This is a genomic window from Mesorhizobium sp. A623, assembly GCF_054489405.1.
This window is the reverse complement of the sequence record NZ_JBTMXB010000016.1, coordinates 13,164-35,819: the sequence shown is the minus strand read 5'-3', so window position 1 is coordinate 35,819 and position 22,656 is coordinate 13,164. Positions and strand designations below refer to the sequence as shown.

General features: G+C 62.6%; 21 protein-coding genes. 11 read left to right on the top strand and 10 right to left on the bottom strand.

Annotation, left to right across the window (positions count from 1 at the left end; translation table 11 throughout):
• Positions 1-10 precede the first annotated feature (10 nt).
• Complete coding sequence (locus tag ACX3P1_RS17065; RefSeq protein ID WP_459080792.1) at positions 11-649, top strand: CatB-related O-acetyltransferase; 639 nt, start codon at positions 11-13, stop codon at positions 647-649.
• A gap of 5 nt (positions 650-654) precedes the next feature.
• Complete coding sequence (gene yihA / locus ACX3P1_RS17060) at positions 655-1,305, top strand: ribosome biogenesis GTP-binding protein YihA/YsxC (RefSeq protein ID WP_459080856.1); 651 nt, start codon at positions 655-657, stop codon at positions 1,303-1,305.
• A 12-nt stretch (positions 1,306-1,317) separates the two neighbouring features.
• On the opposite strand, the gene msrB is transcribed toward yihA, so the two are convergent.
• From msrB to pdxR, 6 genes are all read right to left on the bottom strand, one after another.
• Positions 1,318-1,821 carry a peptide-methionine (R)-S-oxide reductase MsrB gene (gene msrB, locus ACX3P1_RS17055; protein WP_459080791.1) on the bottom strand — a complete coding sequence of 168 codons (504 nt, stop codon included), beginning with the start codon at positions 1,819-1,821 and terminating at the stop codon, positions 1,318-1,320.
• Between the two features lie 181 nt (positions 1,822-2,002).
• Positions 2,003-2,560, bottom strand: a complete 558-nt coding sequence (locus ACX3P1_RS17050) for a fasciclin domain-containing protein (RefSeq protein WP_459080790.1) — start codon at positions 2,558-2,560, stop codon at positions 2,003-2,005.
• A 104-nt stretch (positions 2,561-2,664) separates the two neighbouring features.
• Positions 2,665-3,384, bottom strand: coding sequence for an anti-sigma factor (locus ACX3P1_RS17045; protein ID WP_459080789.1), 720 nt, complete (start codon positions 3,382-3,384; stop codon positions 2,665-2,667).
• Positions 3,381-3,920: a sigma-70 family RNA polymerase sigma factor gene (locus ACX3P1_RS17040; RefSeq protein ID WP_459080788.1), complete on the bottom strand. Its 540-nt coding sequence runs from the start codon at positions 3,918-3,920 to the stop codon at positions 3,381-3,383. The genes ACX3P1_RS17045 and ACX3P1_RS17040 overlap by 4 nt, the downstream gene beginning before the upstream one ends.
• Positions 3,921-3,972: 52 nt before the next feature.
• Entirely contained in the window at positions 3,973-5,526 is a 1,554-nt protein-coding gene (locus tag ACX3P1_RS17035; protein WP_459080787.1) for a trimethylamine methyltransferase family protein, read from the bottom strand.
• A gap of 158 nt (positions 5,527-5,684) precedes the next feature.
• The gene (gene pdxR / locus ACX3P1_RS17030) at positions 5,685-7,178 is read right to left on the bottom strand and encodes a MocR-like pyridoxine biosynthesis transcription factor PdxR (RefSeq protein WP_459080786.1); all 1,494 of its coding nucleotides are present in this window, start codon (positions 7,176-7,178) and stop codon (positions 5,685-5,687) included.
• Positions 7,179-7,478: 300 nt separating this feature from the next.
• Between pdxR and pgi the strand changes: the two genes are divergently transcribed.
• From pgi to ACX3P1_RS17010, 4 genes are all read left to right on the top strand, one after another.
• Positions 7,479-9,086: a glucose-6-phosphate isomerase gene (pgi, locus tag ACX3P1_RS17025; RefSeq protein WP_459080855.1), complete on the top strand. Its 1,608-nt coding sequence runs from the start codon at positions 7,479-7,481 to the stop codon at positions 9,084-9,086.
• A gap of 5 nt (positions 9,087-9,091) precedes the next feature.
• Positions 9,092-9,802: an HAD family hydrolase gene (locus tag ACX3P1_RS17020; RefSeq protein ID WP_459080785.1), complete on the top strand. Its 711-nt coding sequence runs from the start codon at positions 9,092-9,094 to the stop codon at positions 9,800-9,802.
• Positions 9,803-9,898: 96 nt separating this feature from the next.
• Entirely contained in the window at positions 9,899-10,543 is a 645-nt protein-coding gene (locus tag ACX3P1_RS17015; protein ID WP_459080784.1) for a S24 family peptidase, read from the top strand.
• A gap of 8 nt (positions 10,544-10,551) precedes the next feature.
• Positions 10,552-11,403 (top strand): thermonuclease family protein, encoded by an 852-nt coding sequence (locus tag ACX3P1_RS17010; protein WP_459080783.1) that lies wholly within the window; start codon positions 10,552-10,554, stop codon positions 11,401-11,403.
• Here ACX3P1_RS17010 and ACX3P1_RS17005 read toward each other — a convergent pair.
• Together ACX3P1_RS17005 and ACX3P1_RS17000 are read right to left on the bottom strand one after the other, a co-directional pair.
• Complete coding sequence (locus ACX3P1_RS17005) at positions 11,366-13,015, bottom strand: lysine--tRNA ligase (RefSeq protein WP_459080782.1); 1,650 nt, start codon at positions 13,013-13,015, stop codon at positions 11,366-11,368. The two genes, ACX3P1_RS17010 and ACX3P1_RS17005, sit on opposite strands and share 38 nt — an antisense overlap.
• Before the next feature lie 141 nt (positions 13,016-13,156).
• Positions 13,157-14,005 (bottom strand): transporter substrate-binding domain-containing protein, encoded by an 849-nt coding sequence (locus ACX3P1_RS17000; RefSeq protein WP_459080854.1) that lies wholly within the window; start codon positions 14,003-14,005, stop codon positions 13,157-13,159.
• Between the two features lie 330 nt (positions 14,006-14,335).
• Between ACX3P1_RS17000 and ACX3P1_RS16995 the strand changes: the two genes are divergently transcribed.
• Positions 14,336-16,339 (top strand): glycosyltransferase, encoded by a 2,004-nt coding sequence (locus ACX3P1_RS16995; RefSeq protein WP_459080781.1) that lies wholly within the window; start codon positions 14,336-14,338, stop codon positions 16,337-16,339.
• On the opposite strand, the gene ppk2 is transcribed toward ACX3P1_RS16995, so the two are convergent.
• Positions 16,305-17,201, bottom strand: coding sequence for a polyphosphate kinase 2 (ppk2, locus tag ACX3P1_RS16990; RefSeq protein WP_459080780.1), 897 nt, complete (start codon positions 17,199-17,201; stop codon positions 16,305-16,307). The genes ACX3P1_RS16995 and ppk2 overlap by 35 nt on opposite strands.
• A gap of 187 nt (positions 17,202-17,388) precedes the next feature.
• Between ppk2 and ACX3P1_RS16985 the strand changes: the two genes are divergently transcribed.
• The 3 genes from ACX3P1_RS16985 (at position 17,389) to ACX3P1_RS16975 (ending at position 20,489) form a co-directional block, all read left to right on the top strand.
• A complete protein-coding gene (locus tag ACX3P1_RS16985) occupies positions 17,389-18,540 on the top strand; it encodes a sensor histidine kinase (protein WP_459080779.1) in 1,152 nt (383 codons plus the stop codon).
• Between the two features lie 127 nt (positions 18,541-18,667).
• A complete protein-coding gene (phoU, locus tag ACX3P1_RS16980) occupies positions 18,668-19,393 on the top strand; it encodes a phosphate signaling complex protein PhoU (RefSeq protein WP_459080778.1) in 726 nt (241 codons plus the stop codon).
• Positions 19,394-19,481: 88 nt separating this feature from the next.
• Positions 19,482-20,489: a magnesium and cobalt transport protein CorA gene (locus ACX3P1_RS16975; protein ID WP_459080777.1), complete on the top strand. Its 1,008-nt coding sequence runs from the start codon at positions 19,482-19,484 to the stop codon at positions 20,487-20,489.
• Positions 20,490-20,560: 71 nt separating this feature from the next.
• Here ACX3P1_RS16975 and ACX3P1_RS16970 read toward each other — a convergent pair whose 3' ends face one another.
• Positions 20,561-21,085 carry a GcrA family cell cycle regulator gene (locus ACX3P1_RS16970; RefSeq protein ID WP_459080776.1) on the bottom strand — a complete coding sequence of 175 codons (525 nt, stop codon included), beginning with the start codon at positions 21,083-21,085 and terminating at the stop codon, positions 20,561-20,563.
• Between the two features lie 341 nt (positions 21,086-21,426).
• Here ACX3P1_RS16970 and ACX3P1_RS16965 point away from each other — a divergent pair, with 341 nt between their 5' ends.
• Complete coding sequence (locus ACX3P1_RS16965) at positions 21,427-22,644, top strand: acetylornithine transaminase (RefSeq protein WP_459080775.1); 1,218 nt, start codon at positions 21,427-21,429, stop codon at positions 22,642-22,644.
• Positions 22,645-22,656: the final 12 nt, after the last annotated feature.

The window sequence follows — 22,656 nt, the reverse complement described above, 5'->3', positions numbered from 1 at the left end:
CGGACGTGAGATGACCGGACCCAATCCCGATATCAAGCATCCGATGCCGCTGCATAAGCGCGTCGGCTTCCTGAAGCCGCTGGTCATGGCGGAAAATATCGAGATCGGCGAATTTACCTATTACGACGACCCGGACGGCCCTGAGAAGTTCGCTGAAAAATGCGTGCTGCATCACTATCCCTTCATTGGCGACAGGTTGGTCATCGGCCGATTCTGCGCCATTGCCGAGGGCGCGCGTTTCATCATGAATGGCGCAAATCACGCGATGTCCGGTTTTTCGACCTATCCGTTCAACATTTTCGAGCATGGCTGGGAAGAAGGATTCGAAATCTCCACCTGGGAGAAAGAAAACCGGGGCGACACGATCGTCGGCAGCGATGTGTGGATCGGCATGGAGGCCATCATCCTGCCCGGCATAAAGATCGGCCACGGCGCTATCATAGCTGCCAAGGCCGTGGTGGCGCATGACGTCGCGCCCTATTCCATCGTTGCCGGCAATCCCGCCCAACCGGTAAAGACCCGCTTCGATGACGAAACCGTGCAGCGCCTGCTGGCCGTTGCATGGTGGGATTGGCCCGTTGAAAAGATCAGCCGTAACCTCGATGCCATTCGCGGCAGCGACATTTCCCGTCTGGAGGCGGCGCTTTGACCCCCCTGTACAAATCCGAAATCGGCGTCGAGCTTTTCCCGCGCGCCTGGGTCTTCATTCGCGGCGTGCCGTCGATGAAGTTCCTGCCGCCGGAAGGTCCGCCGGAGATCGCCTTTGCCGGGCGCTCCAATGTCGGCAAGTCGTCGCTGATCAACGCCCTGGTCAACCAGAAGGGACTGGCGCGCACATCCAACACGCCGGGCCGTACGCAGGAACTCAACTACTTCGTGCCGGACGGGTTTTCGGGCGAGGGCGCCGACCTGCCGCCGATGGCCATGGTCGACATGCCCGGCTACGGCTACGCCGCGGCGCCGAAGGACAAGGTCGATTCATGGACGAAGCTCGTCTTCGACTATCTCAAGGGCCGCGTCACGCTGAAGCGCGTCTATGTGCTGATCGATTCCCGCCATGGCATCAAGGCCAAGGACGAGGAGGTGCTTTCGCTGCTCGACAAGGCTGCCGTATCCTATCAGATCGTGCTGACCAAGACCGACAAGATCAAGGTCGCCGGGGTGCCGCGGCTGATCGAGGAAACGCTGGAAAAGATCAAGAAGCGCCCGGCCGCGTTTCCCTTCGTGCTCGCGACATCTTCGGAAAAGATGGAAGGCCTGGACGATCTGCGCGCCGCCATCGTACTCGCGGCAAACGGCGGCTGATAGACGATACTCTCAGGCCGTCGTCGGCTTGAAGCTCAGCGCCACGCCGTTGATGCAGTGGCGTTTGCCGGTCGGCTTTGGCCCATCGTCGAAGATGTGGCCGAGATGCCCGCCGCAGCGGCTGCAATGGCATTCGACGCGCACCATTCCCAACGTTGTATCCTCGTGGGTGGCAATGCCGTCCGGCAGCGCCTTCCAGAAGCTCGGCCAGCCGGTGCCGGATTCGAATTTCGTCTCGGACGAATAGACCGGCAGGTCGCAGCCGGCACAGGCGAAGGTGCCCTGGCGATGTTCCTGCAGGAGCGGGCTGGAGCCGGGATATTCGGTGCCTTCCTTGCGCAACACGGTGTAGGCGGCATCGGAAAGCGCCGCTCGCCATTCGGCGTCGGTCTTGGTGACGGCAAAAGCTTCGGCGGCGCGGGCCGGCTCGGGGTTTCCCATGCGCACCAGCGCAGAAGCGCCCGCCACGAACGCCACGCCTGCGGCCCCGCTCAAGAGAAGATCACGACGGTTCATATTCACATACCTCCGGCAGCCTTTTTGACAGACGCCTCTGTCACGCGGAAATCAATTGCGGGTGAGGTAATTTTTGCAAAAAGCCACCCCGCGCCGGATCGATACTCGGAATGAACGGCGCGGGGCGCTCGGATCGGTTGCAGGGAGAGGGACGTAATCCCGCAACCGATCATGGAGCCTGTCACATCTTCGGCAGGAGAACCTTGTCGATGACATGAATGACGCCATTCGACTGCTCGACATCGGCGATCGTCACATTGGCGACGTTGCCGTTCTCGTCGGTGACGGTGACCTTGCCGCCTTCATCCTTCAGCGTCAGTTCGCAGCCGCCGACGGTCTTGACCTTGTGCATGCCGCCATCGTCCTTGACCATCTGCATGACATCCGACGCCATCGCCTTGGCGGCGATGACATGGCAGGTCAGGATCTTGACGAGCTTGTCTTTGTTCTCGGGCTTCAGCAGCGTGTCGACGGTGCCCTCGGGGAGGGCCGCGAAGGCTTCATTGGTCGGTGCGAAAACGGTGAACGGACCCTTGCCTTGCAGCGTATCGACAAGACCTGCTGCCTTCACCGCTGCGACCAGAGTGGTGTGGTCCTTCGAGTTCATCGCGTTTTCAACGATGTTCTTGTCGGTGAACATGGCGGCGCCGCCGACATGCGGGTTCTCGGCATAGGCAACGGTGCCAAGCGCGGAAAAGGCAACGACGCCGGCAAACAGAGCGGTGGTAAACTTACGCATGGTGTCAAACTCCTTGAGTTTTGTTTCCCAGCTTGTCTGGGGCACAAGGAGATACGGAGAGAATTCCGGGGAGTTTCAGAAGGGTCGAGAAAAAATCGAAGGTGTCAGATATTTTTCAGATCGCCCGCGGCGACGACCGGACCCGTCGGCTGGCCGGTCGGCGAGCCGCCGGCAGGTTCCAGACTGACGGCAAGCACCGCGCCCTGCGCGAGCTTCTCCCGTGCCGCCGGTGGCACAGGAACCTGTGCTGTCGGACCGGCCGGGATGACGCCCATCGAGACTGGAAGGTTCTTGCCCTCGATCATCCACAGTTCGAAATCCTTGCCCGCCGCGCGCGTGCCCGCCACATGCGAAAGGTCGATGGCGTGCTGCGCGGCGTCGTAGATGGCGAGGTATTTGACATCGCTGCCGTCGGCCGCAAGCGAAGCGACAAGCCGCGCCTGCGGTTGCTGTCCGGGCGAAGTGACGAGGGGCACTGCGATATAAAGCGCAAGCGCCGCGCAGGCGGCGACCGCCATTCCCCGCCAGAAGGCGAGGCTCGACCAAATGCCGTGTCGTGTCGTGGCGGCGGCCTCAGTCGAGGCGAACAGCCGCCGGTCGAGAGCGGTTCTCACCGAAGCGGGTACCTCGACTTCGCCATAGCCGGCCGCCAGCGGCGAAAGCCGCACCTCCCAGGAATCGACAAGACGCGCGAACGCGGCATCGGTTTCGACGCGCTGCGCCGCCGATTGGCGCTCCTGCACGGAGAGCACGCCTAGAACGTATTCGGCGGCGAGCAGATCGTCGCCTTCACGTTCCGGTTCGTTTGCTTGTGCCGATGTCATCTTTCCAGGCATTCCCGCAATTTCAACAGGCTGCGCCGCAGCCAGGTTCGCATCGTGTTCAGCGGCACGCCATGGCGAGCCGCCAGTTCGGCATAGCTTTCGCCCGTAAGATAGGCACCGCGGACAGCCGCTGCCCGGTCTTGCTCAAGCTCGTCGAGGCAATGATGGATGCGCTCGTTCTCATCGACGGCTACCGCCGCCGCTTCCGGACTCAGCGCCGGGTCGGCGACATCAAGCGCCGCGTCAATGTCTGTCGCAGGCAGCCGTCGCGTCCTTATCCGGTCGATCGAGTGATTGCGGGCAACCGCCACAAGCCACGAAATCGGGCTGAGATCCGACACCGCGAAACGATCCGCCTTGGTCCATACCTTGACGAAAACCTCCTGAAGCGCCTCCTCGGCATCGGCCCGATCGTTCAAGACACGCAAGCATACGCCGAAAAGTTTCGCGCTCGTGTGCCGATAGAGAAGATCGAAGGCTGCGCGGTCCCTCATCGACGTGCGAACTATGAGCTTGCTGATATCGGGAGGCGTCATCGCAGCCAAACTAGGGTTTTGACGTCGATTTGCAACAGGGCCGTGATGGTCTTTAAGACCGTCCGCCCATGGCGCTGCGCGGCAATTTGATCAGGTCGCCGAAACGGGCGCGCAGCCGGTCGTCAATCGCCTTGGTCACATGCCGGGGAAAGCGCTCGGCGAGGATGCGTTTCTTCTCGGCGATCGCCTTTTGCAGCATGTCCGGCCTGCCGCTGTCGTTCCATTCCTTCGGCGACAGGCGGTCGCTGATGGCCGGGTAGAAACAATCGTCCGGCGCCTGGCCGGCGGCTTTCTCTTGGCCCAGATAGTGCCCCGGCCCGTCGAGGCAGACATGGGCGATGGTGTCGACCGCCAACGCGGCCTCGCCCGTATCGATGCCGCGCGCACAGCGAAGGCAATGGCCCAGCATGTCGTTGTCGATGATGAGGCTTTCGAGGCAAAAGCCGAGCAGCGAAGCATGCATGCCGGCCGCTTCATAGACGAGGTTCAGGCCCGACAGGCCGGCCATCACATTGGAGATGCCTTTTTCGTAACCCGACTGGATATCGGGTAGCTTCGAATCGGTCATCCCCGCCGCCGAAGCGCCGGGAAGATCATAGAATTGCGCCATTTGCGAACAGGCAGCCGTCAGCAGCGCCTGCTCCGCCGAGCCGCCGGACATCGCACCGTTGCGCGGATCGGACACGAACGGCCATGCGCCGAGCATCGCCGGATGGCCGGGTTTCAGCGCGTTGACATAGGCCAGCCCCGCCAGAACTTCGGCCACCGCCTGCACCACCGCTCCGAGGATCGGCGCCGGCGCCGTCGTGCCTGCCTGGCCGGTGGAAAGCAGCAATATCGGGATGCCGCCCTTGACGCATTCTTCCAGCACGCCGCAGGCGTCCTCCGCGAATTTCATCGGCGAAACGACAAACGGCGTTGAACTCGACACGAACGGCCGTGCGCGAAACGCTTCCTCGCCGCCGGCCAGCGCATGGAGCATATCGAGCGCCGGCCGCACGTTTTCGCGCACGGTAAACGACGTGCCGATATGCTTCGACGTGCCCATCGCGCAGGCATAGAGCGTGTTGATGTCCAGTTCGAGCGGATCGGAAATGTCGCGCGCCACCATCGGGCGCTGAAAGAAATGGATGTGGTCCAGCCCATCGACGATGCGGGCGGCGTCGTAGATGTCTTGCAGCAGCGATTGCCGGTAGCAGCCCTTCTCCGCATCGACCAGATGGACGGCAAGGCCGGCGGTGCCGAAATAGATGTTGCCGCCCTGGATGGCCATGTCGTGACGCGGTGCCTGGCCGTGCAGCGTAAAATGCCGTCCCGCTTTCGCGATGGTCCGTGTGATCAGCGCGCGTGGAAAGCGGATGCGGCCGTCCTCTCCCATGACCGCGCCGGCTGCGTTCAGCACAGCAATGCAAGACGGTATGGGATTGGCGAACCCCACCGTTTCGAGCAAGCCAAGCGCCGCCTCATGGATGCGCTCGAGGTCCTGGTGCTTCAGGGGACTGTAGGGCGCGCCGCCCGAGCGGAAATTCAGTTCGGCAGGCTGCCGGCAGGGGGTGGCCGATTTATGCGGCCGTTGCGACGAAACCGGCTTGTTTGCTAACGACATGGACACTCCCGGTCGAAGCGGCGTGCCGGAATGCCATGCTCCGGCCCGATACTTTTCCTGCTTCGACTATGGCGCTCCCGGTCTGGCGGCCTAAGGCCCAGCGCAATTTGCTGCATGGGCCAGCCCGCAGGCCGGCCGACAAGATTACTCGAATACCGTCAGGCTGCCGCCGGACGGCGTCCCGCCGCCGTCGCCAGTTCGCGGATGCCCGGCTCGATGTGCTGGAGTGCGATCGACGAAATACCCAGCCGCATGAACCGCGAGGGGGCGTTGTCCTGGTCGAAGAAGCGGTCTCCCGGTTCGATCAGCACACCGCGCGTGGCGGCGATTTCGGCCAGCGCGCGGGCGTTGGTGCCGCGCGGTCCTTCCAGCCACAGCGAGGTTCCGCCGGCGGAACTGTTGGCATGCCACTCCGGCAGGAAGGCCGAAATCGCCTGGACCAGACGTTTGCGGCGCTCGTCGAAGGCCGAAGACAGCCGCCTCACCAGGGCTTCGTGGTGGCCGAGCGACAGGAACAGGGCGACGGCGCGCTGGTTGTTGGCCGGCGGATGGCGCAGCATGAAGCGGCGCAGCGCCCGCAATTCGGTGATGAGATCGGCGGAAGCCACAATATAGCCAAGCCGAAGCCCCGGCGCGAGCGTCTTGGACATCGAGCCGACATAGACAACGCGGCCCGAGCGGTCGGTGCTCTTGAGAGCCTGCTGCGGAGCCTCGTCCAGAAGCTGGCTGTCGTAACCGTCCTCGATGATGATCTTGTTGTGGCGGTTGGCGCGCGCCAGCAAGTCCTGCCGTCGCTCCTCCGAAAGCGGCGCCATGGTCGGGCAATGGTGGCTCGGTGTAACGAAGACGAAACCGGGATCGGTTGAAATGGCGCTCGTCACGATGCCGGACTGGTCCACCGGCACCGGCTGGATTTCCGCGCCGGCCAGCCGGAAGATGGAGCGCGCATCGGGATAGCCGGGGTCTTCCATCGCCACCTTCGAGCCCTTGGTCATCAAGAGCGTCGCCAGCATGTAGAGCGCGTGCTGTGCGCCGAGCGTCACGATGATCTCGTCGGGATTGGCGAAGATGCCGCGGCGCGGCAACAGGCGCGCCTGGATCTGCTCGATCAGCAGCGGGTCGTCGCGGTCCACCATGTCGGACGCCCAGTTGCGGATTTCCAGAACCGCCAGCGCCATGCGGTTGCATTCGCGCCACTCGGCGGTCGGAAACAGCGTCGGGTCGAACTGGCCATAGACGAACGGATAGGAAGACTTGATCCAGTTCTCGTTCTTGTTGGGCGGCGGCATGTCGCTGGCCGCGATCTGTCGGCGCGCCTTCCAGTCGATCTCGTTGGCCTGGTCCGGCGCCTTCTGGTGCGGCTTGGCCGGTGTCGCCAGAACTTCGGGGTTGACGAAGTGGCCGCGCCGCTCGCGCGCGACCAGAAACCCCTGATCGACCAGTTGCTGGAACGCCAGCACCACGGTGCCGCGCGCGACGCCGAGCTTTTCCGCCAGGATACGGCAGGACGGCAAGGGCATCGAAGCGGCGATCTGCCGGTCGAGAATGGCCGCGACGATCGCCTGCCGGATCTGCGCCTGCAAGGTCTGACCGGACTCCGCCGAAATCCGGAACAGGCCGGACCATATGGCCGTATCGTTTCGCTGTGACATGGACGTGTTCCTCAGGGCCGGTCGATTTCAACTAGGGCCAGTCGAATCCATTTCGTGGACCAGTCGAACCTAGCCCTGGCACAAGGCGTTGCACCAATGAATTTTTCTTATTGCTAGGATGTATGCCAGTGATCGATGCTGGCCCAATCCTGCCGGGAAGCCGGTTTGAACCGATTGAAATTTTCCACCGTTCCACCCGCAATGCCCTCTTGCGCGAACGGCAGGTCTGATATGGTGCCGACACAGCTATCGAGGAGATGAACAGTGGCACAATCGCCCTTTCAAAAGACACTAGGCGCGTTGCGCGACCAGCATTCGGCGGGAGCGTGGAATATGCGCGGCGTATTCGATGCCGATTCCGGGCGATTTTCGCGGTTTTCGGCGTCAGACGGCGACCTGCTGCTCGACTGGTCGAAATGCGCGGTCGATGCCCGCACCATGGAATTGCTGGAAGATCTGGCCAAGGCTGCCGATGTCGAGGGACGGCGCGCGGCCATGTTTTCGGGAAAACACATTAACGTGACGGAAGACCGCGCCGTGCTGCATACGGCCCTGCGCAATCTCGACGGCAAGGGGCTTACCGTCGACGGCCAGGACGTTCAGGCGGAAGTTTTATCCGTGCTGGCTACGATGGGGACATTCTCCGACGCGATCCGCTCCGGCAAGGCACCCGGCGCTTCCGGGAAAAAGATAACCGACATCGTCAATATCGGCATCGGCGGCTCCGATCTTGGTCCGGCCATGGCGACGCTGGCGCTGGCGCCCTATCACGACGGCCCGCGCACGCATTATGTTTCCAACATCGACAGCGCCCATATCCACGATACGCTGAAGGGCCTTTCCGCCGAGACGACGCTGTTCATCATCGCGTCCAAGACGTTCACCACGGTCGAGACGATGACCAATGCGGCGACCGCGCGCAAATGGGTCGCAAAGGCGCTTGGAGAGGCAGCGGTCAGCAAGCACTTCGCCGCCGTTTCCACCGCGCTCGACCTGGTCGCTAAATTCGGCATCGAAAAGGATCGGGTTTTCGGCTTCTGGGACTGGGTTGGCGGGCGCTATTCCGTCTGGGGTGCGATCGGGCTGTCGGTGATGATCGCGGTCGGTCCTTCGAACTTTCGCGCCTTTCTTGGTGGCGCGCACGAAATGGACGAGCATTTCCGCACCACGCCTCTGGCGAAGAACCTGCCGATGCTGCTTGGCTTGGTCGGCTGGTGGCACCGGGTAGTGTGCCAGTATCCGGCCCGCGCGGTCATCCCCTACGATCAGCGCCTGTCGCGGCTGCCGGCTTACCTGCAGCAGCTCGACATGGAATCGAACGGTAAAAGCGTTACCCTTGAAAGCACGGCGGTGACGACGCCGACCGGCCCGCTGGTGTGGGGCGAGCCCGGCACCAACGGCCAGCACGCTTTCTTCCAACTGCTGCACCAGGGCACCGACATTATCCCGATAGAATTCCTCGCGGCCGCCGTAGGGCATGAGCCGCAACTGAAGCATCACCACGACCTGCTGCTTGCCAACGTTCTGGCGCAATCGGAAGCCTTGATGAAGGGCCGTACGCTGGAGGAAGCGCGGGCGCAGATGCTGGCCAAGGGCATGAAGCCGCAAGAGGTGGACAAGGTTGCGCCGCACCGCGTCTTTTCCGGCAATCGCCCGTCGATGACGATCCTGTACCGCAAGCTCGATCCGCGCACGCTCGGACGGTTGATCGCGCTTTACGAACACCGGGTCTTTGTCGAGGGGACACTTTACGACATCAATTCCTTCGACCAGTGGGGCGTGGAACTCGGCAAGGAACTGGCGACCAGTCTTCTGCCTGTCGTAGAAGGCAAGGAGAGTGCCGCGAAGAGAGATGCCTCCACCGCCGGCCTGGTGGCACATATCCACCATCTGCGCGGATCGGAGTAAACGGCTTGGCGGGCATCAAGGGAATTCTGTTCGACAAGGACGGCACGCTGGTCGATTTCCAGGCGACGTGGTTTGCCATCGGCGATCTGATGGCGCTCGACGCCGCAGGCGGCAACCGCGACGAAGCCGACAGGCTGATGCAGGCTGCCGGCTACGATTTCGACGCGCATTGCTTCAAGGGCGATTCGGCGTTTGCCGCCGGCACCAATGCCGACATCGTGTCGCTTTGGTATCCCGCCGCCGATGCCGACCGCAGGCGGGCGATGATCATCCATTTCGACACCTTTACCGCCGAGCAGGGCGCATTGCAGGCGGTGCCGCTGCCCGGCAGCAAGGACGCCATTGCAAGTTTGCACGGCTCAGGCTTCCGGCTGGGCGTTGCCACCAACGATTCCACCAGCGGCGCGGAAAAGACGCTTCTGGCGCTCGGCATGGCGCAGATGTTCGACGCTGCCTATGGCTACGATGCCGTGGCCAACCCCAAGCCGGCGCCGGACACGGTGCAGGCATTTTCCGACCTGACCGGCCTGCGCTCGACCGAGATCGCCATGGTGGGGGACAATCGCCACGACCTCGAAATGGCGCGCGCCGGCGGCTGCGGCCTGGCCATCGGCGTGCTTTCGGGAACCGGCACGCGCCAGGCGCTGGCCGAGATGGCGGACGTCCTGCTCGATTCGATCGCCGACCTGCCGGCCTATCTCGCGGCTCGGGGATAGGCCTTGTCCAACGCGCGGTTTCGGCTCGACAGCGGCCGATCCGCGGTTTAGTACCTGAAGCGAGGTATTTTTTCCTGTTTTGAAGGAGGGCTCGCCATGCTCTCGCATGATCGCGTATGGGCAGCCATCGATGCTCTGGCCGAGCGCTACTCGCTATCGGCTTCCGGTCTTGCAAAGCGCGCGGGGCTGGATTCGACGGCCTTCAATAAGTCCAAGCGGCTGGCGTCCGACGGACGCCCGCGCTGGCCGTCGACGGAATCGCTCGCCAAGATCATCGAGGCGACCGGCGCTTCGCTGGACGATTTCATGGCGCTGCTCATCAACCGGACCGACATGGACGCGCTGCCTGTGCAGAAGCCGACCGTGCCGCTCGTCGGCTTCGCGCAGGCAGGTGCCGGCGGTTTCTTCGACGATGCCGGCTTTCCGGTCGGCCATGGCTGGGACCTGATCGAACTGCCGGCGCAATCCACCGCCAGTTCCTATGCGCTGAAGGTGCAGGGTGATTCCATGCTGCCGCTCTACCGCAATGGCGACGTCCTGATTGTCGAGCCGGGGGCGACGGTGCGCAAGGGCGACCGCGTCGTGGTCAAGACCAATGCCGGCGAGGTCATGGCCAAGGTGCTGGAACGCCAGACGTCTAAATCCGTTTCACTGGTGTCGCTCAACCCCGACCACCCCAACCGCGACATTGCCACGGCCGATGTCGATTGGGTGGCGCGTATTGTCTGGGCAAGCCAATAGGAAAGCGGATGCCGTTTCGCAATGAGGCCATTGCCGCTCTCGCGCTTCTGGTGATGGTCGCCTCGGTCGCAATCGGCGGCCACGCCGTGCTGCGGCAGCAAGAGGCGGTTGTTGTCGATGAGGTGACCGCTCCCTCACCAGTGGAACCGAGCACGGCGACCATTCCGGAAAAGCGCGTCGAAAAAGTCCCCGTCAGGTCCAGGGCAATCGATCCCGAGATCGTCGCGCCGCGGCAATTCGATGCGGGTCAGCTCGAGCGGATCGAGCCTCGCGCACCCTTGAGCAATCTGTCGCTGGCCATGCCGCCCAAGCCACCAGAGCCGCGAGCGTCTGATGCACAAAATGCGGCAGACGGCCCCAAAGGCACCACGCTGTTTCAGTCGATTGCTTCCGCCGCCGGGGTGATCGAGACCAAGGACCGCTCCGTAACCATCGCCGGCATCGACATGATAGCTCAGGATGAAACCTGCACCGACGAGCACGGCCGGCGTTGGGCCTGTGGCTTGCGCGCACGCGGCGCCTTTCGTGCGTTCCTGCGCGGCCGTGCGCCGGTCTGCACGCTGCCACCGGACCCCGCCGGAAAATCCGTCGTCTCGCCATGCAGTATTGGCAAGCAGGATATCGGGACGTGGCTGGTTTCGAACGGTTGGGCGCGCCCCGCCGAGGACGGCCCCTATGTCGAAGTCGGCGAAAAGGCGAAGGCGGCAATGAAGGGCATCTTTGGCGAAGCGCCCGATCTTTCCGGCCTGCCGCCGGCCCCCGCACCGGTCGAGGCTCCGCCGGAAGGCCGAACTTCCATCCTCGACCTGTCTGGTGAGGCGGCTACGCCACCAATTGGCCAGCCAGCGCCTTTTCAATGAGCGCGCGCGTTTCGCCAATGCCGTAAAGGGCGGCGAACGAGCCGAAACGCGGGCCCCGTTCCTGGCCAATCAGCACCTGATAAATCATCTGGAAGAAGGCGACGGACACGCCCGGCCCGCCCTCAGGCGCCTGCTTGGAATGATCCTGGTAGCGTTCGATCTTGCGTGCGACGTTGAGCGTGGCGTTCTGGATCGTTTCGCCGTCCGCGTTGGCAGGCAGCGCCGCCAGCGCGTCCGACAGTTTCGCCAGCGCGTCGCGTTCGACCTCGTCGGCCGCGCGAAAAACCTTCGCCGGCTTCACGAAATCGTCGAAATAGCGGATGGCGTAACCGGCCAGCCGGTCGAGTTCCGGGTTCTTTTCCGGCGTGACGCCCGGCGCATAGCGCGAGATGAAGCCCCATAGCACGGCCTTGTCCTGCGCGTTCGAGGCGCTGACCAGATTGAGCAGCAGTGAAAACGGCACGGCCAGGTCGATTGCCGGCGGGTTGCCGCTGTGCATGTGCCAGACGGGATTGCCGAGACGGTTCTTCCAGTCCTGCCGCTGATAGGCCGACAGGAAGGTGTAATATTCATCGACGGCGCGCGGAATGACGTCGAAATAGAGTTTTTTGGCCACGCGCGGCTTCTGAAACATGTAAAGGCCGAGGCTTTCGGTCGGGGCATAGGTCAGCCAGTCGTCGATGCTCAGGCCGTTGCCCTTCGACTTGGAAATTTTTTGGCCCTTGTCGTCCAGGAACAGTTCATAGACGAAATGCTCCGGTGCCCTTCCGCCCAGGATAACGCAGATCTTGTCATAGATGACGGCATTGGTCTGGTGGTCCTTGCCGAACATCTCGAAATCGACGCCAAGGGCGGCCCAGCGCATGCCAAAATCCGGCTTCCACTGCAGCTTCACCTTGCCGCCGGTGACGGGCAGCGTGGTTTCGGTGCCTTCGTCGTCGAAGGTGATCGTGCCGGCCTTGGCGTCGACATGCTTCATCGGCACGTAGAGCACGCGCCCGCTCTTCGGCGAGATCGGCAGGAACGGGCTGTAGGTCGCCTGACGCTCCGGCCCGAGCGTCGGCAGCATCACCGCCATGATGGCGTCGTACTTCTCGGCGGCGCGCAAAAGCACGTCATCGAAGCGGCCCGACTTGTAGTAGTCCGTGGCGCTGGCGAATTCGTAGTCGAAACCGAATGTGTCGAGGAAGCGGCGCAGCATCGCGTTGTTGTGATGCCCGAAGCTCTCGTAATCGCCGCCGAACGGATTGGGCACCGAGGTCAGCGGCATGTGCAGATAAGGCTCGAGTGCCGCGCGATCCGGCACGTTGTCGGGAATCTTGCGCATGCCGTCGAGATCGTCGGAGAAGCACAACAGGCGCGTCTTGACCTTGTCGCCGGTGAGAATGCGGAAGGCATGGCGCACCATGGTGGTGCGGGCGACCTCGCCGAAAGTGCCGATATGCGGCAGGCCGGACGGGCCGTAGCCGGTCTCGAACAGCACCGTTTCCGGAAAGCCCGTCTTGGCGTAGCGCGCGACGATCTTTTTGGCTTCCTCGAACGGCCAGGCTTTGCTTTCCGCAGCGGCAGCCAGCATTTCCGGGTTGAGATCGAGCGGGGTGGTTCCGGCCATTTCGATAATCCTGGCGTCAAGGTTCTAGAAAGTGCGTCGGCCTTTGGTGCCGTTACGGGGATGCTCTATGCGTCGGAGACTGGAGCGTCAACGATTGCCCGCCTCTTCACTGCGCTGAATGGCCCGCTCCGGGTCTGAACGTCAGAAGAAACTGACGGGGAAATAGCGCAGGTAAAGTTCGGCGAACGTGCCGTCCTGGGAAATTTCCTGCAGTGCGTAGTCAAAGGCCGCGGCCAGCGTCGGGTCGTCCGGCCTGACGGCGATCGCCAACCCCGTTCCCAGATATTCGGGTGCGAGATAGGGCCCTCCGGCGAAGCGGCAGCATCCGGCAGCGTCCGGCCCGGCCAGCCAGAAGGCAAGCCGCATCCCGTCGCCGAATGCGGCGCCGATGCTGCCCGCCCGCAGCGCCACATACAGATCTTCCGGTTTGGGAAATGGAACGAAGGCGAGACCCCCGAAATTATCATGAAGCATGCGCTCATGCGCCGAACCGGCGACGACGCCGACACGTTTGCCCTTCAGCTTGGCAAAGATGGGCTCCGCGACCGCATTGGCTTTGGGCATCACGAAGCGGGCGGGAAATTGCAGATAGGGGCGGGAAAAGGCGTATTTCGCACGGGTTTCCGGCGTCGCGGCGATGCCGGCCAGGATCGCCTCCCCTTCGCCTTTTTGCAGGGCGCCATCCAGTTCCGCCCACGGCAGCGCCTGGATTTGGCATTTGTCGGCAAGGTCCAGCCTGGCGCAGATGGCGCGGGCGAGATCGATATGAAAGCCGGAAAGCCGGCCCTCGCGGTCGAGAAAATTGAATGGCGGGAAATCGATGGTCGTCAGGAAGCGCAGCCTCGTCAAGGCGGAAAGGTCCGGCTTTGGCAGCCTTTCCTTGGCATCCCAGAAAACGGGAACCTGCGGCTCTGCCGCAACGGCCGCCGCGCCCATCGTGGCTGCTCCCGCCAGCAGCACCGCCAGCACGGTCGTCAGCACCGGGCCCATCCAACGAAATGCCGGCAATGACGATTGCAAGGCTGAAACTCCTCTCGGTTAGGTCCTGGCCTAGGCTTTTGGTATGAAACGGGAGCCGGCACAACGGATTTCGGTTTCAATGAATTCAATTGCGGTTATGCTCACCGGTGGGGCGCCGAAGACTTTCGGCGAAATGAGGCCGCTCATCGGCGGCAGGGGTGCGGTTGGGCAAATCGGCTCTTCGGTAAATGGGGCCACCGCGAAGGGACGCGGGCGAGAAAAATCTAGCTGGAGAAACAACCGGTCTGCGCAGAAAGGCGCGGAACAGCTTGCTATCGTGCGGATGCGGGGGCAACGGGGATGCGACCGTTTGGATTCGACGGCGGGGAAAACGCGCCGTCCGCGACTGGCGAACCATTCGACGCAAGGGATTGCGAGCGTCGGCCCGATCAGGGTTTGCCTCTTGCCGAGGTCTTCTTCCCGGAGCTGGCCGAATGGCGGCAGGTCCTGGTGCGGCTTTCGGTGCCTTGGCAAACGGCTGTCGAAGCCGCCATCAGCGTTCGCACCGGAGCCGGTGATTTTCAGTCCGCGCTGCTGGCGTCGGGCGTCATCAGCCGCGTGGACATGCTTCGGGCCATTGGAGCCGACCTCGACCTCGGTGTCGTGGAAGCCATCGATCCAGCCCGGATTATTGTCAGCGACGAACATGCCTCCGTGCTGTTGCGGGGCCGCAACGGGCAAATTCCCGTCAAGCTGCTGGAGAAGGACGGCGGCATAGCCTTCCTGATAACGTTCGAGCGCTTGCGGCTAGGCGACATGCGTCGGCGGATCGCGGACCATCCGGCATTGGCCAGGCATCTCAAGATCGTCGATCCGCAGGTTCTGCGCGCCGCCGTTCTGGCAAGGTCGCAACCCGTTCTGGAGCGTGAAGCCATCCTTGGCCTGTTCGAACGGTATCCGTCCTTTTCTGCCCGCATCGTCGCCAACGCCTGGCAGGGAACGATGGCAGGCGTTGTGATCACCGCATTGCCGGTAGGCCTGCTGCTGCACTGGAACGAAGTTCTAGCCGCTCTGCACGTTCTGGCAACGATCTTCTTTCTGGCCTGCGTGGTCCTCAGATTCGCGGCGGTGGCATCGGTGCGTCCATTGCAGCCGCCGCAGCCGCTGCCGCCACTGCCGGAAGGGGAAATGCCCGTCTATTCGGTTCTGGTCGCGCTCTATCAGGAAGCGGCCATCGTGCCGGATCTTCTGGACGCGCTCGATCGACTGGTGTGGCCGCGCGACAGGCTGGAGATCAAGCTTGTTTGCGAGGCCGACGACGCCGCTACCCTTGACGCCATCCGCGCAAGCGGTTTGCCCTCCCACATCGAAATCGTCGAGGTTCCGCCGGAAGGCCCCCGCACGAAACCCAAGGCGCTGGCCTATGCCTTGCAGATGGCCGGCGGAGAATTCGTCGCCCTGTACGATGCCGAGGACCAGCCGCACCCCCTGCAACTGCTCGAAGCGTGGCATCGTTTCCGCGATCGCGGCCCCGATCTGGCCGCGGTTCAGGCGCCGCTTGAAATTTCCAATCGAAGCGACACCCTGATGGCCCGCATGTTCGCTTTCGAATATGCCGGGCTCTTTCGCGGCTTGCTGCCCTGGCTTTCGCAGCGTCGGCTGATGTTGCCGCTCGGCGGTACTTCGAACCATTTTCGACGCGCGGTTCTGTTCGAAGCAGGCGGCTGGGACCCGTTCAACGTCACCGAGGATGCGGATTTGGGCATGCGCCTGGCGCGCTTGGGCTACCATACCGAAGTCATCTCACGCCCGACCTGCGAAGCGGCGCCGAAGCGGTTCGAAGTCTGGCTTCCGCAAAGGACGCGCTGGTTCAAGGGATGGGCGCAGACATGGCTTGTCCATATGCGCGATCCCGCCCGCCTGGGGACGGATCTGGGCGTGAAATCCTTTCTGGTCGCGCAAGTCCTTTTCGCCGGGATGCTGGCTTCGGCGCTTCTCCACCCCGTGCTTTTGGCCACGTTCGGCGTGCTCGTCGTCCAACTGGCGATGGGCTATGACCTCGGAACGTATCGCTCGATGCTGTTTGCGATGGACATCGTCAACATAACCTGCGGCTACCTCTCGTTCCTGATGCTCGGCTGGCAAACGCTGACCGCAGGCGAAAAGCGCGGGTTCTGGAAGATCGTTCTGTTTACGCCGGCCTATTGGGTCTTGCTGTCATGGGCCGGGTGGCGGGCGCTCTGGTATCTGTGGCGCAAGCCCCATCACTGGGAAAAGACACCGCATGAGCCTGTCGCACGGTCAGGCGCTACAGCGGCAAGCCGGCCGGCTATTCATCGAGGAAGCTGGGGCCTTCGCCGATGATCTTCAGGTCTTCCTTGCCGATGGCTTCCAGATCGCGCCCGTCATAGGGCAGCGACAAGAGGATGCGCCGCATGACGGCGAGCCGGGCGCGCCGCTTGTCGTTGGCGCGCACGATGAGCCACGGAGCGACGGCCGTGTGCGTGCGCTCGACCATCGTACCGCGAGCCTTGGTGTACGCGTCCCATTTGCTCAGGCCGGCAATGTCGATGGGAGAGAACTTCCAGCTTTTCAGCGGGCTGTGCCTGCGGTCGTGAAAGCGGTCGAGCTGCGTTTCCTGACCGATATCCAGCCAGAATTTGAAGAAATGGATGCCGTCATTGTGGATCATCCGCTCGAAATGCGGTGCTTCCTCCAGGAATTGCTCATGCTGTTTCGGCGTACAAAAACCCATTACCGGCTCGACGCCGGCGCGATTGTACCATGAGCGGTCGAAGGTGACGAACTCGCCGACCGTCGGAAAATGGGTCACATAGCGCTGGAAATACCACTGTCCGCTTTCCACTTCGGTGGGCTTTGTCAGCGCCACGTTGCGCGCCGTGCGCGGGTTCATGTATTCGCGGAGCGCCGAGATGGTGCCGCCCTTGCCGGCCGCGTCACGCCCTTCGAATAGGACCAGCACCCTTTTCCCGGCCGATTGCACCCACGCCAGCGCCTTGACGAGTTCGATCTGCAGCGCCTCCAGCGTCTGGTCGTATTCCTTCCCCTTCATCTTCTTGTCATACGGATAGTCGCCAGTGGTGAGCTTGTTATCTTCGATCCAGTCAGGCAGCTTCGGGTCGTCGATATCGAACACCCGTTCCTTGCCGGCGACCTTGATTTTCAGGGGTGCGGCGGCCAAAGAGCCTTGCTTGGATTTTTTCATTGATGCGAACCTTTCCAGTTGCGGATGGCATGCTATTTGGGGGCTCGCTGACGGTCCAGCGGGAAGTTGGCGATGGGTTCATGCGCAGGTCCGGTTTAATTCTGCCCCTGAAAATGTGCGTGCCCCTGAAAATGTGCGCGCAATGAATGTGTTCCTGCGCCAAGGCCTCCGTCGCTGGGTTGACGCCTTGGGCCAGCGTATCCGGGGCCAGCATGACCGGGGAGAGGGCAGGGGGCTTGCCGCCAGCGCCTTGGCCGACCCGAAAAGCGGTAACCGTGCCACGGTTGAAGCCGCTGGGCTTCAGGCTCTTTCCGGCGAATATCTGGCCGCCGCCGTTACCGACCCGCTGATCGTCTTCGACGGCAACGCGTCGCTTGTGCATGCCAATGCCGCCGCGTTCGCCGCTTTTGGCGGGATTGTTCCCGGGATGGCGCTGCCCTTGCGCTTTCGCGCGCCCGAGATGCAGGCTTTGTTCGATGCCGTGCTCTCGGGGCAACCTGTGGCGGATGCGGTCGAATATGTCGAAAAGCTGCCGGTCGAGCGCAGCTACAAGGTAAGCGCGTCCGCAGTGGGGCGCGCCACGGGGCTTTATATCGTGGCCTTCAAGGACCAGAGCGAGACGCGGCGGATCGATCGGATGCGCGCCGACTTCATCGCCAATGCCAGCCACGAATTGCGCACCCCGCTGGCCTCGATCACCGGCTTTATCGAGGCGCTGCGTGGCCCCGCCCGCAACGATCCCGCCGCGCGCGAGAAATTTCTCGCCATCATGCAGGAGCAGACTGGGCGTATGGCGCGGCTGATCGACGATCTGCTCTCGCTGTCGCGGCTGGAAATGAAGCCCTATCTGACGCCGGGAAAGGAAGTCGATCTTTCAGTCGTCCTGACCGACGTCATCGATTCGCTGGCACCGCTGGCCAAGGACAACGCCGTTATCGTCGAACGGCATTTTCCCGGGAATGGGCCGTACGTTCCGGGAAATCGCGACGAGCTTTTCCAGGTTTTCGAAAACCTGCTGGAAAATGCCTGCAAATATGGCGAGGCGGGCGGCCGCGTCGAGGTCTGGCTGGCGCAAAGCAATGATGGCCCGGAACCGACCGTGGATGTCACCGTCCGCGATTTCGGGCCGGGTATCGCGGAAGAGCATATTCCCCGGATCACCGAGCGCTTTTACCGGATCGATGCCGACACCGGACGCCCGCGCAAGGGAACCGGCTTGGGCCTTGCCATCGTCAAGCACATCCTTACCCGGCACAGGGGGCGGCTTTCGGTGACCTCCGAAATCGGCAAGGGCGCCGCCTTTACCGTGCACCTGCCGGTCAAACGAGGCGCCGGCTGACGATTTTCGGATTATTCCGATGCTCGATCGAAGTGTCAGAGCGGCCAAGGCTGTTTCTTTTTTCTGTCATGCGGTTAGCGTAGACCGGTGATTTGGAACAGATCAAAATACCGGGGGGCTTTCGTTCATGCAGTTCGCGCACACGGCAAGCGCCTATGAAGGCGAACTCAAATACCTTGCCAAGCGCATCGCCGCGATGGGGGGGCATGCCGAGCGCATGGTCGAGCAGGCGATTGCAGCGCTCGTCAATGCCGATTCCAGCCTCGCCCAGAAGGTCATCGCCGACGACGTGGTTCTCGACGAAGCGCAGCGCGAGATAGACGACAAGGCGGTCATCATCATCGCGCGCCGCCAGCCAATGGCGACGGATTTGCGCGAGATCATCGGCGCGATCCGCATCTCGGCCGATCTCGAACGGGTCGGTGACCTCGCCAAGAGCATCGCCAAGCGGATGGTCGCGGTGGGTGAGGGCCGCCAGCAGACCAGCCTCTTTCGCGGCATCGATGCGCTGGCCGGCATGGCATTGGCGCAGTTGAAGGAAGTGCTGGATATTTATGCGTCGCGATCCATCGAGAAGATCGGCCTCGTGCGCGACCGCGACGACCAGATCGACGCGATGTACACCTCGCTGTTTCGCGAGCTTTTGACCTACATGATGGAAGACCCGCGCAACATCACGCCCTGCACGCATCTGCTGTTTTGCGCCAAGAATGTCGAACGCATCGGCGACCATGCCACCAATGTCGCCGAGACGATCTACTATATCGTCACCGGCGAGCAGATGCCGGCGGAGCGGCCCAAGGGCGACAAGACGGACCGGGTCATCCTGCCGCCGAAACCGCACCTTTCCTAGACTGGCTTTCATGGCCGGCCCGGAAGCGATACAATGAAGCGCCTGCTTGCCGGATTGAGCGGTATTCGTCCCGCTTCTGGAGGTTGCGATGGAATACGCCCGTAACGTCACAGCAGCGGTTCCCGCCAACGGCATCATCGCATCGAGCGTCTATGCCGGCGGCAAGCGCGTCGCCGACATTCCGATCGAGGAAGCCGGCGAATGGACGAAAAAAGAGGGCCATGTCGTCTGGATCGGCCTGCTGGAGCCGGATCGGAACCTGCTTTTGCGGGTGCAGGCCCAGTTCAATTTGCACGACCTGGCCATCGAGGATGCCGAAAATCCGCATCAGCGGCCCAAGATCGAGCAATATGGCGATGCGCTGTTCATCGTCGCCCGCACCGCGCAACTGATCGATGGCCGCGTCACCTTCGGCGAGACGCATCTTTTTGTCGGCGCCGGTTATATAATCAGCGTCCGGCATGGCCCCTCGACCTCCTACACCGCCGTGCGCCAGCATTGGGAATCGTGCCCGCATTCGCTTGTCAAGGGCGAGGATTTCGTCCTCTACGCCATCCTCGATTTCATCGTCGACAACTACATGCCGGTGCTTGAGCAGATCGAGGACGAGGTGGAGGCCATCGAAGACAAGGTGCTGCTGAAGCCCATGTCTCCGGCCGATATCGAGCGGCTCTACATGCTGCGCCGCGACCTGCTGCGGCTACGCAATGCGGCGCTGCCGCTGGTGGAAGTGTGCCGGCGGCTGACCAGTCCCGACCTGCCGCAGATCCACACCGCCATGCACCCGCTGTTTCGCGACGTCACCGATCACATCCGCACCGTGCAGGAAAAGATCGATAGTTTGCGCGAGGTGCTGGCCTTCGCCTTCGAGGCGAGCCTGCTGGTTGGTCAAAGCCAGGAAACGGCGACCACCAAGAAGCTCGCTTCATGGGCCGCCATCCTGGCGGTGCCGACCGCCTTCGCCGGCATCTACGGCATGAACTTCACCGACATGCCGGAACTCAAGATGACCTATGGCTATCCCGTCGTCCTGGCATCGATCGCCGCGATCTGCTGTTTTCTCTACTGGCGGTTCCGCAAGAATGGCTGGTTGTGAAGGGAGCGAGATAGCGAATAGCGAGTAGAACAAGGACTTGCACCGTGCGGCGCAGGATCCGTTCTATTCCCTTACCTGCTGCGGCGACGCTCCGAGGCCGGCTGGAACGCCAGGCGGGCATGATAGTTGCAATAGGGTCCGGTTTCGGCGGCGTCGTTGCCGCAGAAATGGAAGTCCTCTGAAAGCGGGTCGCCATTCGGCCATTTGCATGTCCGCTCGGTAAGCTCGACCAGGGTCAAATGCCGGGAAATCGGAACGACGACGTTCTCCGCCACCGGCCGGATGAAGCTGCGTGCCATGGGTTCGGCGTCGAACTGCGTCTGCAGCGCGGTCGCGCCGACCGAAGTGGTCACATGGCGCGCGGTGCTGGCTGCGCGTGAAACCGATTTGGTAGCGCCCGCACCCTGCTGCGCCGGCTTCTTCTGGCGCGTGGGCGCGGCGGTTGTGCGGCCGCGGCCCGAAAGCTTCAACCGATGTACCTTGCCGATCACCGCATTGCGGCTGACGCCGCCCAACTGAGCCGCAATCTGACTGGCGCTGAGGCCTTCGGCCCACAGCTTTGTCAAAAGTTCTACGCGTTCGTCAGTCCAGTTCATGCGACTGCACTCCTGTTAAGCGTACGGGGGCATGAATCCTTTCTCGACCCGGTTTTCACCGGGCAGGCACCACATATACCTAGTGATGGGGTCCGCCGCACGAAATCTAGTTATTTCTCGACTACAACTACCTTATGGGTGGACTCTGTGACAAGAGTCCCAACGGCAACACGAATCGGTTTTTTCGGTTTTCCCCAACTTGCCGGTTCGCTGTTGGACGAGATCGCCGCAAGGCCGGGCTTTCCGACCTTTTCGTTGACTTGGAGGCCGAAAAACGAGATAAGCCGCAAAGGCCGCCGCGTGGGCGGCTTTTTGATTTTTCGGTTCCGGAGACGGATATAATGAGCGGTTCGCCGATTTTCGAGACCTTTGCTCGGGCGCCTTTGGCATTCGACCATGGTGAAGGGTGCTGGCTGGTCACCACGGATGGCGAGCGATACCTCGATTTCGCCGCCGGCATCGCGGTGAATTCGCTTGGACACGCCCATCCGCATCTGGTCGCCGCCTTGACCGCGCAGGCGGCCAAGCTGTGGCATGTCTCCAATCTTTACGAAATTCCGGAACAGACCCGTCTGGCCGAGCGGCTTGTCGATGCGACCTTTGCCGATAAGGTGTTTTTCACCAATTCGGGCGCCGAGGCGCTTGAATGCGCGATCAAGACGGCGCGCCGCTATCATTACGTGTCGGGCCATCCGGAGCGTTTCCGCACCATCACCTTCGAAGGCGCTTTCCATGGCCGCACGCTGGCGACCATCGCCGCCGGCGGTCAGGAAAAATACCTCGAAGGGTACGGGCCTAAGGTCGACGGTTTCGACCAGGTTCCGTTCGACGACATCGAGGCCGTCGTAAAGGCGATCACGCCGGAGACCGCCGCCATCCTGATCGAGCCGGTGCAGGGCGAGGGCGGCCTTCGCGCCGTTCCGACGCCGACATTGAAGCGGCTTCGCGAATTGTGCGACGAGCACGGCCTGTTGCTGATCTTCGACGAAGTGCAATGCGGCGTCGGCCGCACCGGCAAACTGTTCGCGCATGAATGGGCGTGCGTGACCCCGGACCTGATGGCTATCGCCAAGGGCATTGGCGGCGGCTTTCCCATGGGTGCCTGCCTTGCCACCGAGGAAGCCGCAAGCGGCATGACCGCCGGCGTCCACGGCACCACTTTCGGCGGCAATCCGTTGGCCATGGCCGTCGGCAATGCCGTGCTCGACGTGGTGCTGGAAGACGGCTTTCTCGAAGAAGTGCAGCGCAAGGCGCTGTTGATGAAGCAGGGTCTGGCCGCCGTGGCCGATGAATTCCCGAGCGTCATCGAAGGTATTCGGGGTTCCGGCTTGATGCTCGGCCTGAAATGCGTCCTGCCGAACAAGGACGTGAACACGGCGTTGCGCAGCCAGCATCTGCTGGCCGTTCCGGCCGGCGACAACGTCATCCGCCTGCTGCCGCCGCTCACCGTCACCGATGCGGAAATCCACGAGGCGCTGGCCCGTATCCGCGCCGGCGCCGCGAGCATGGCCGAACACGCCGCCAGCATGGCCGAACGCGCCGCCGTCGCCGCCAAGTAACGGAATTCCTTG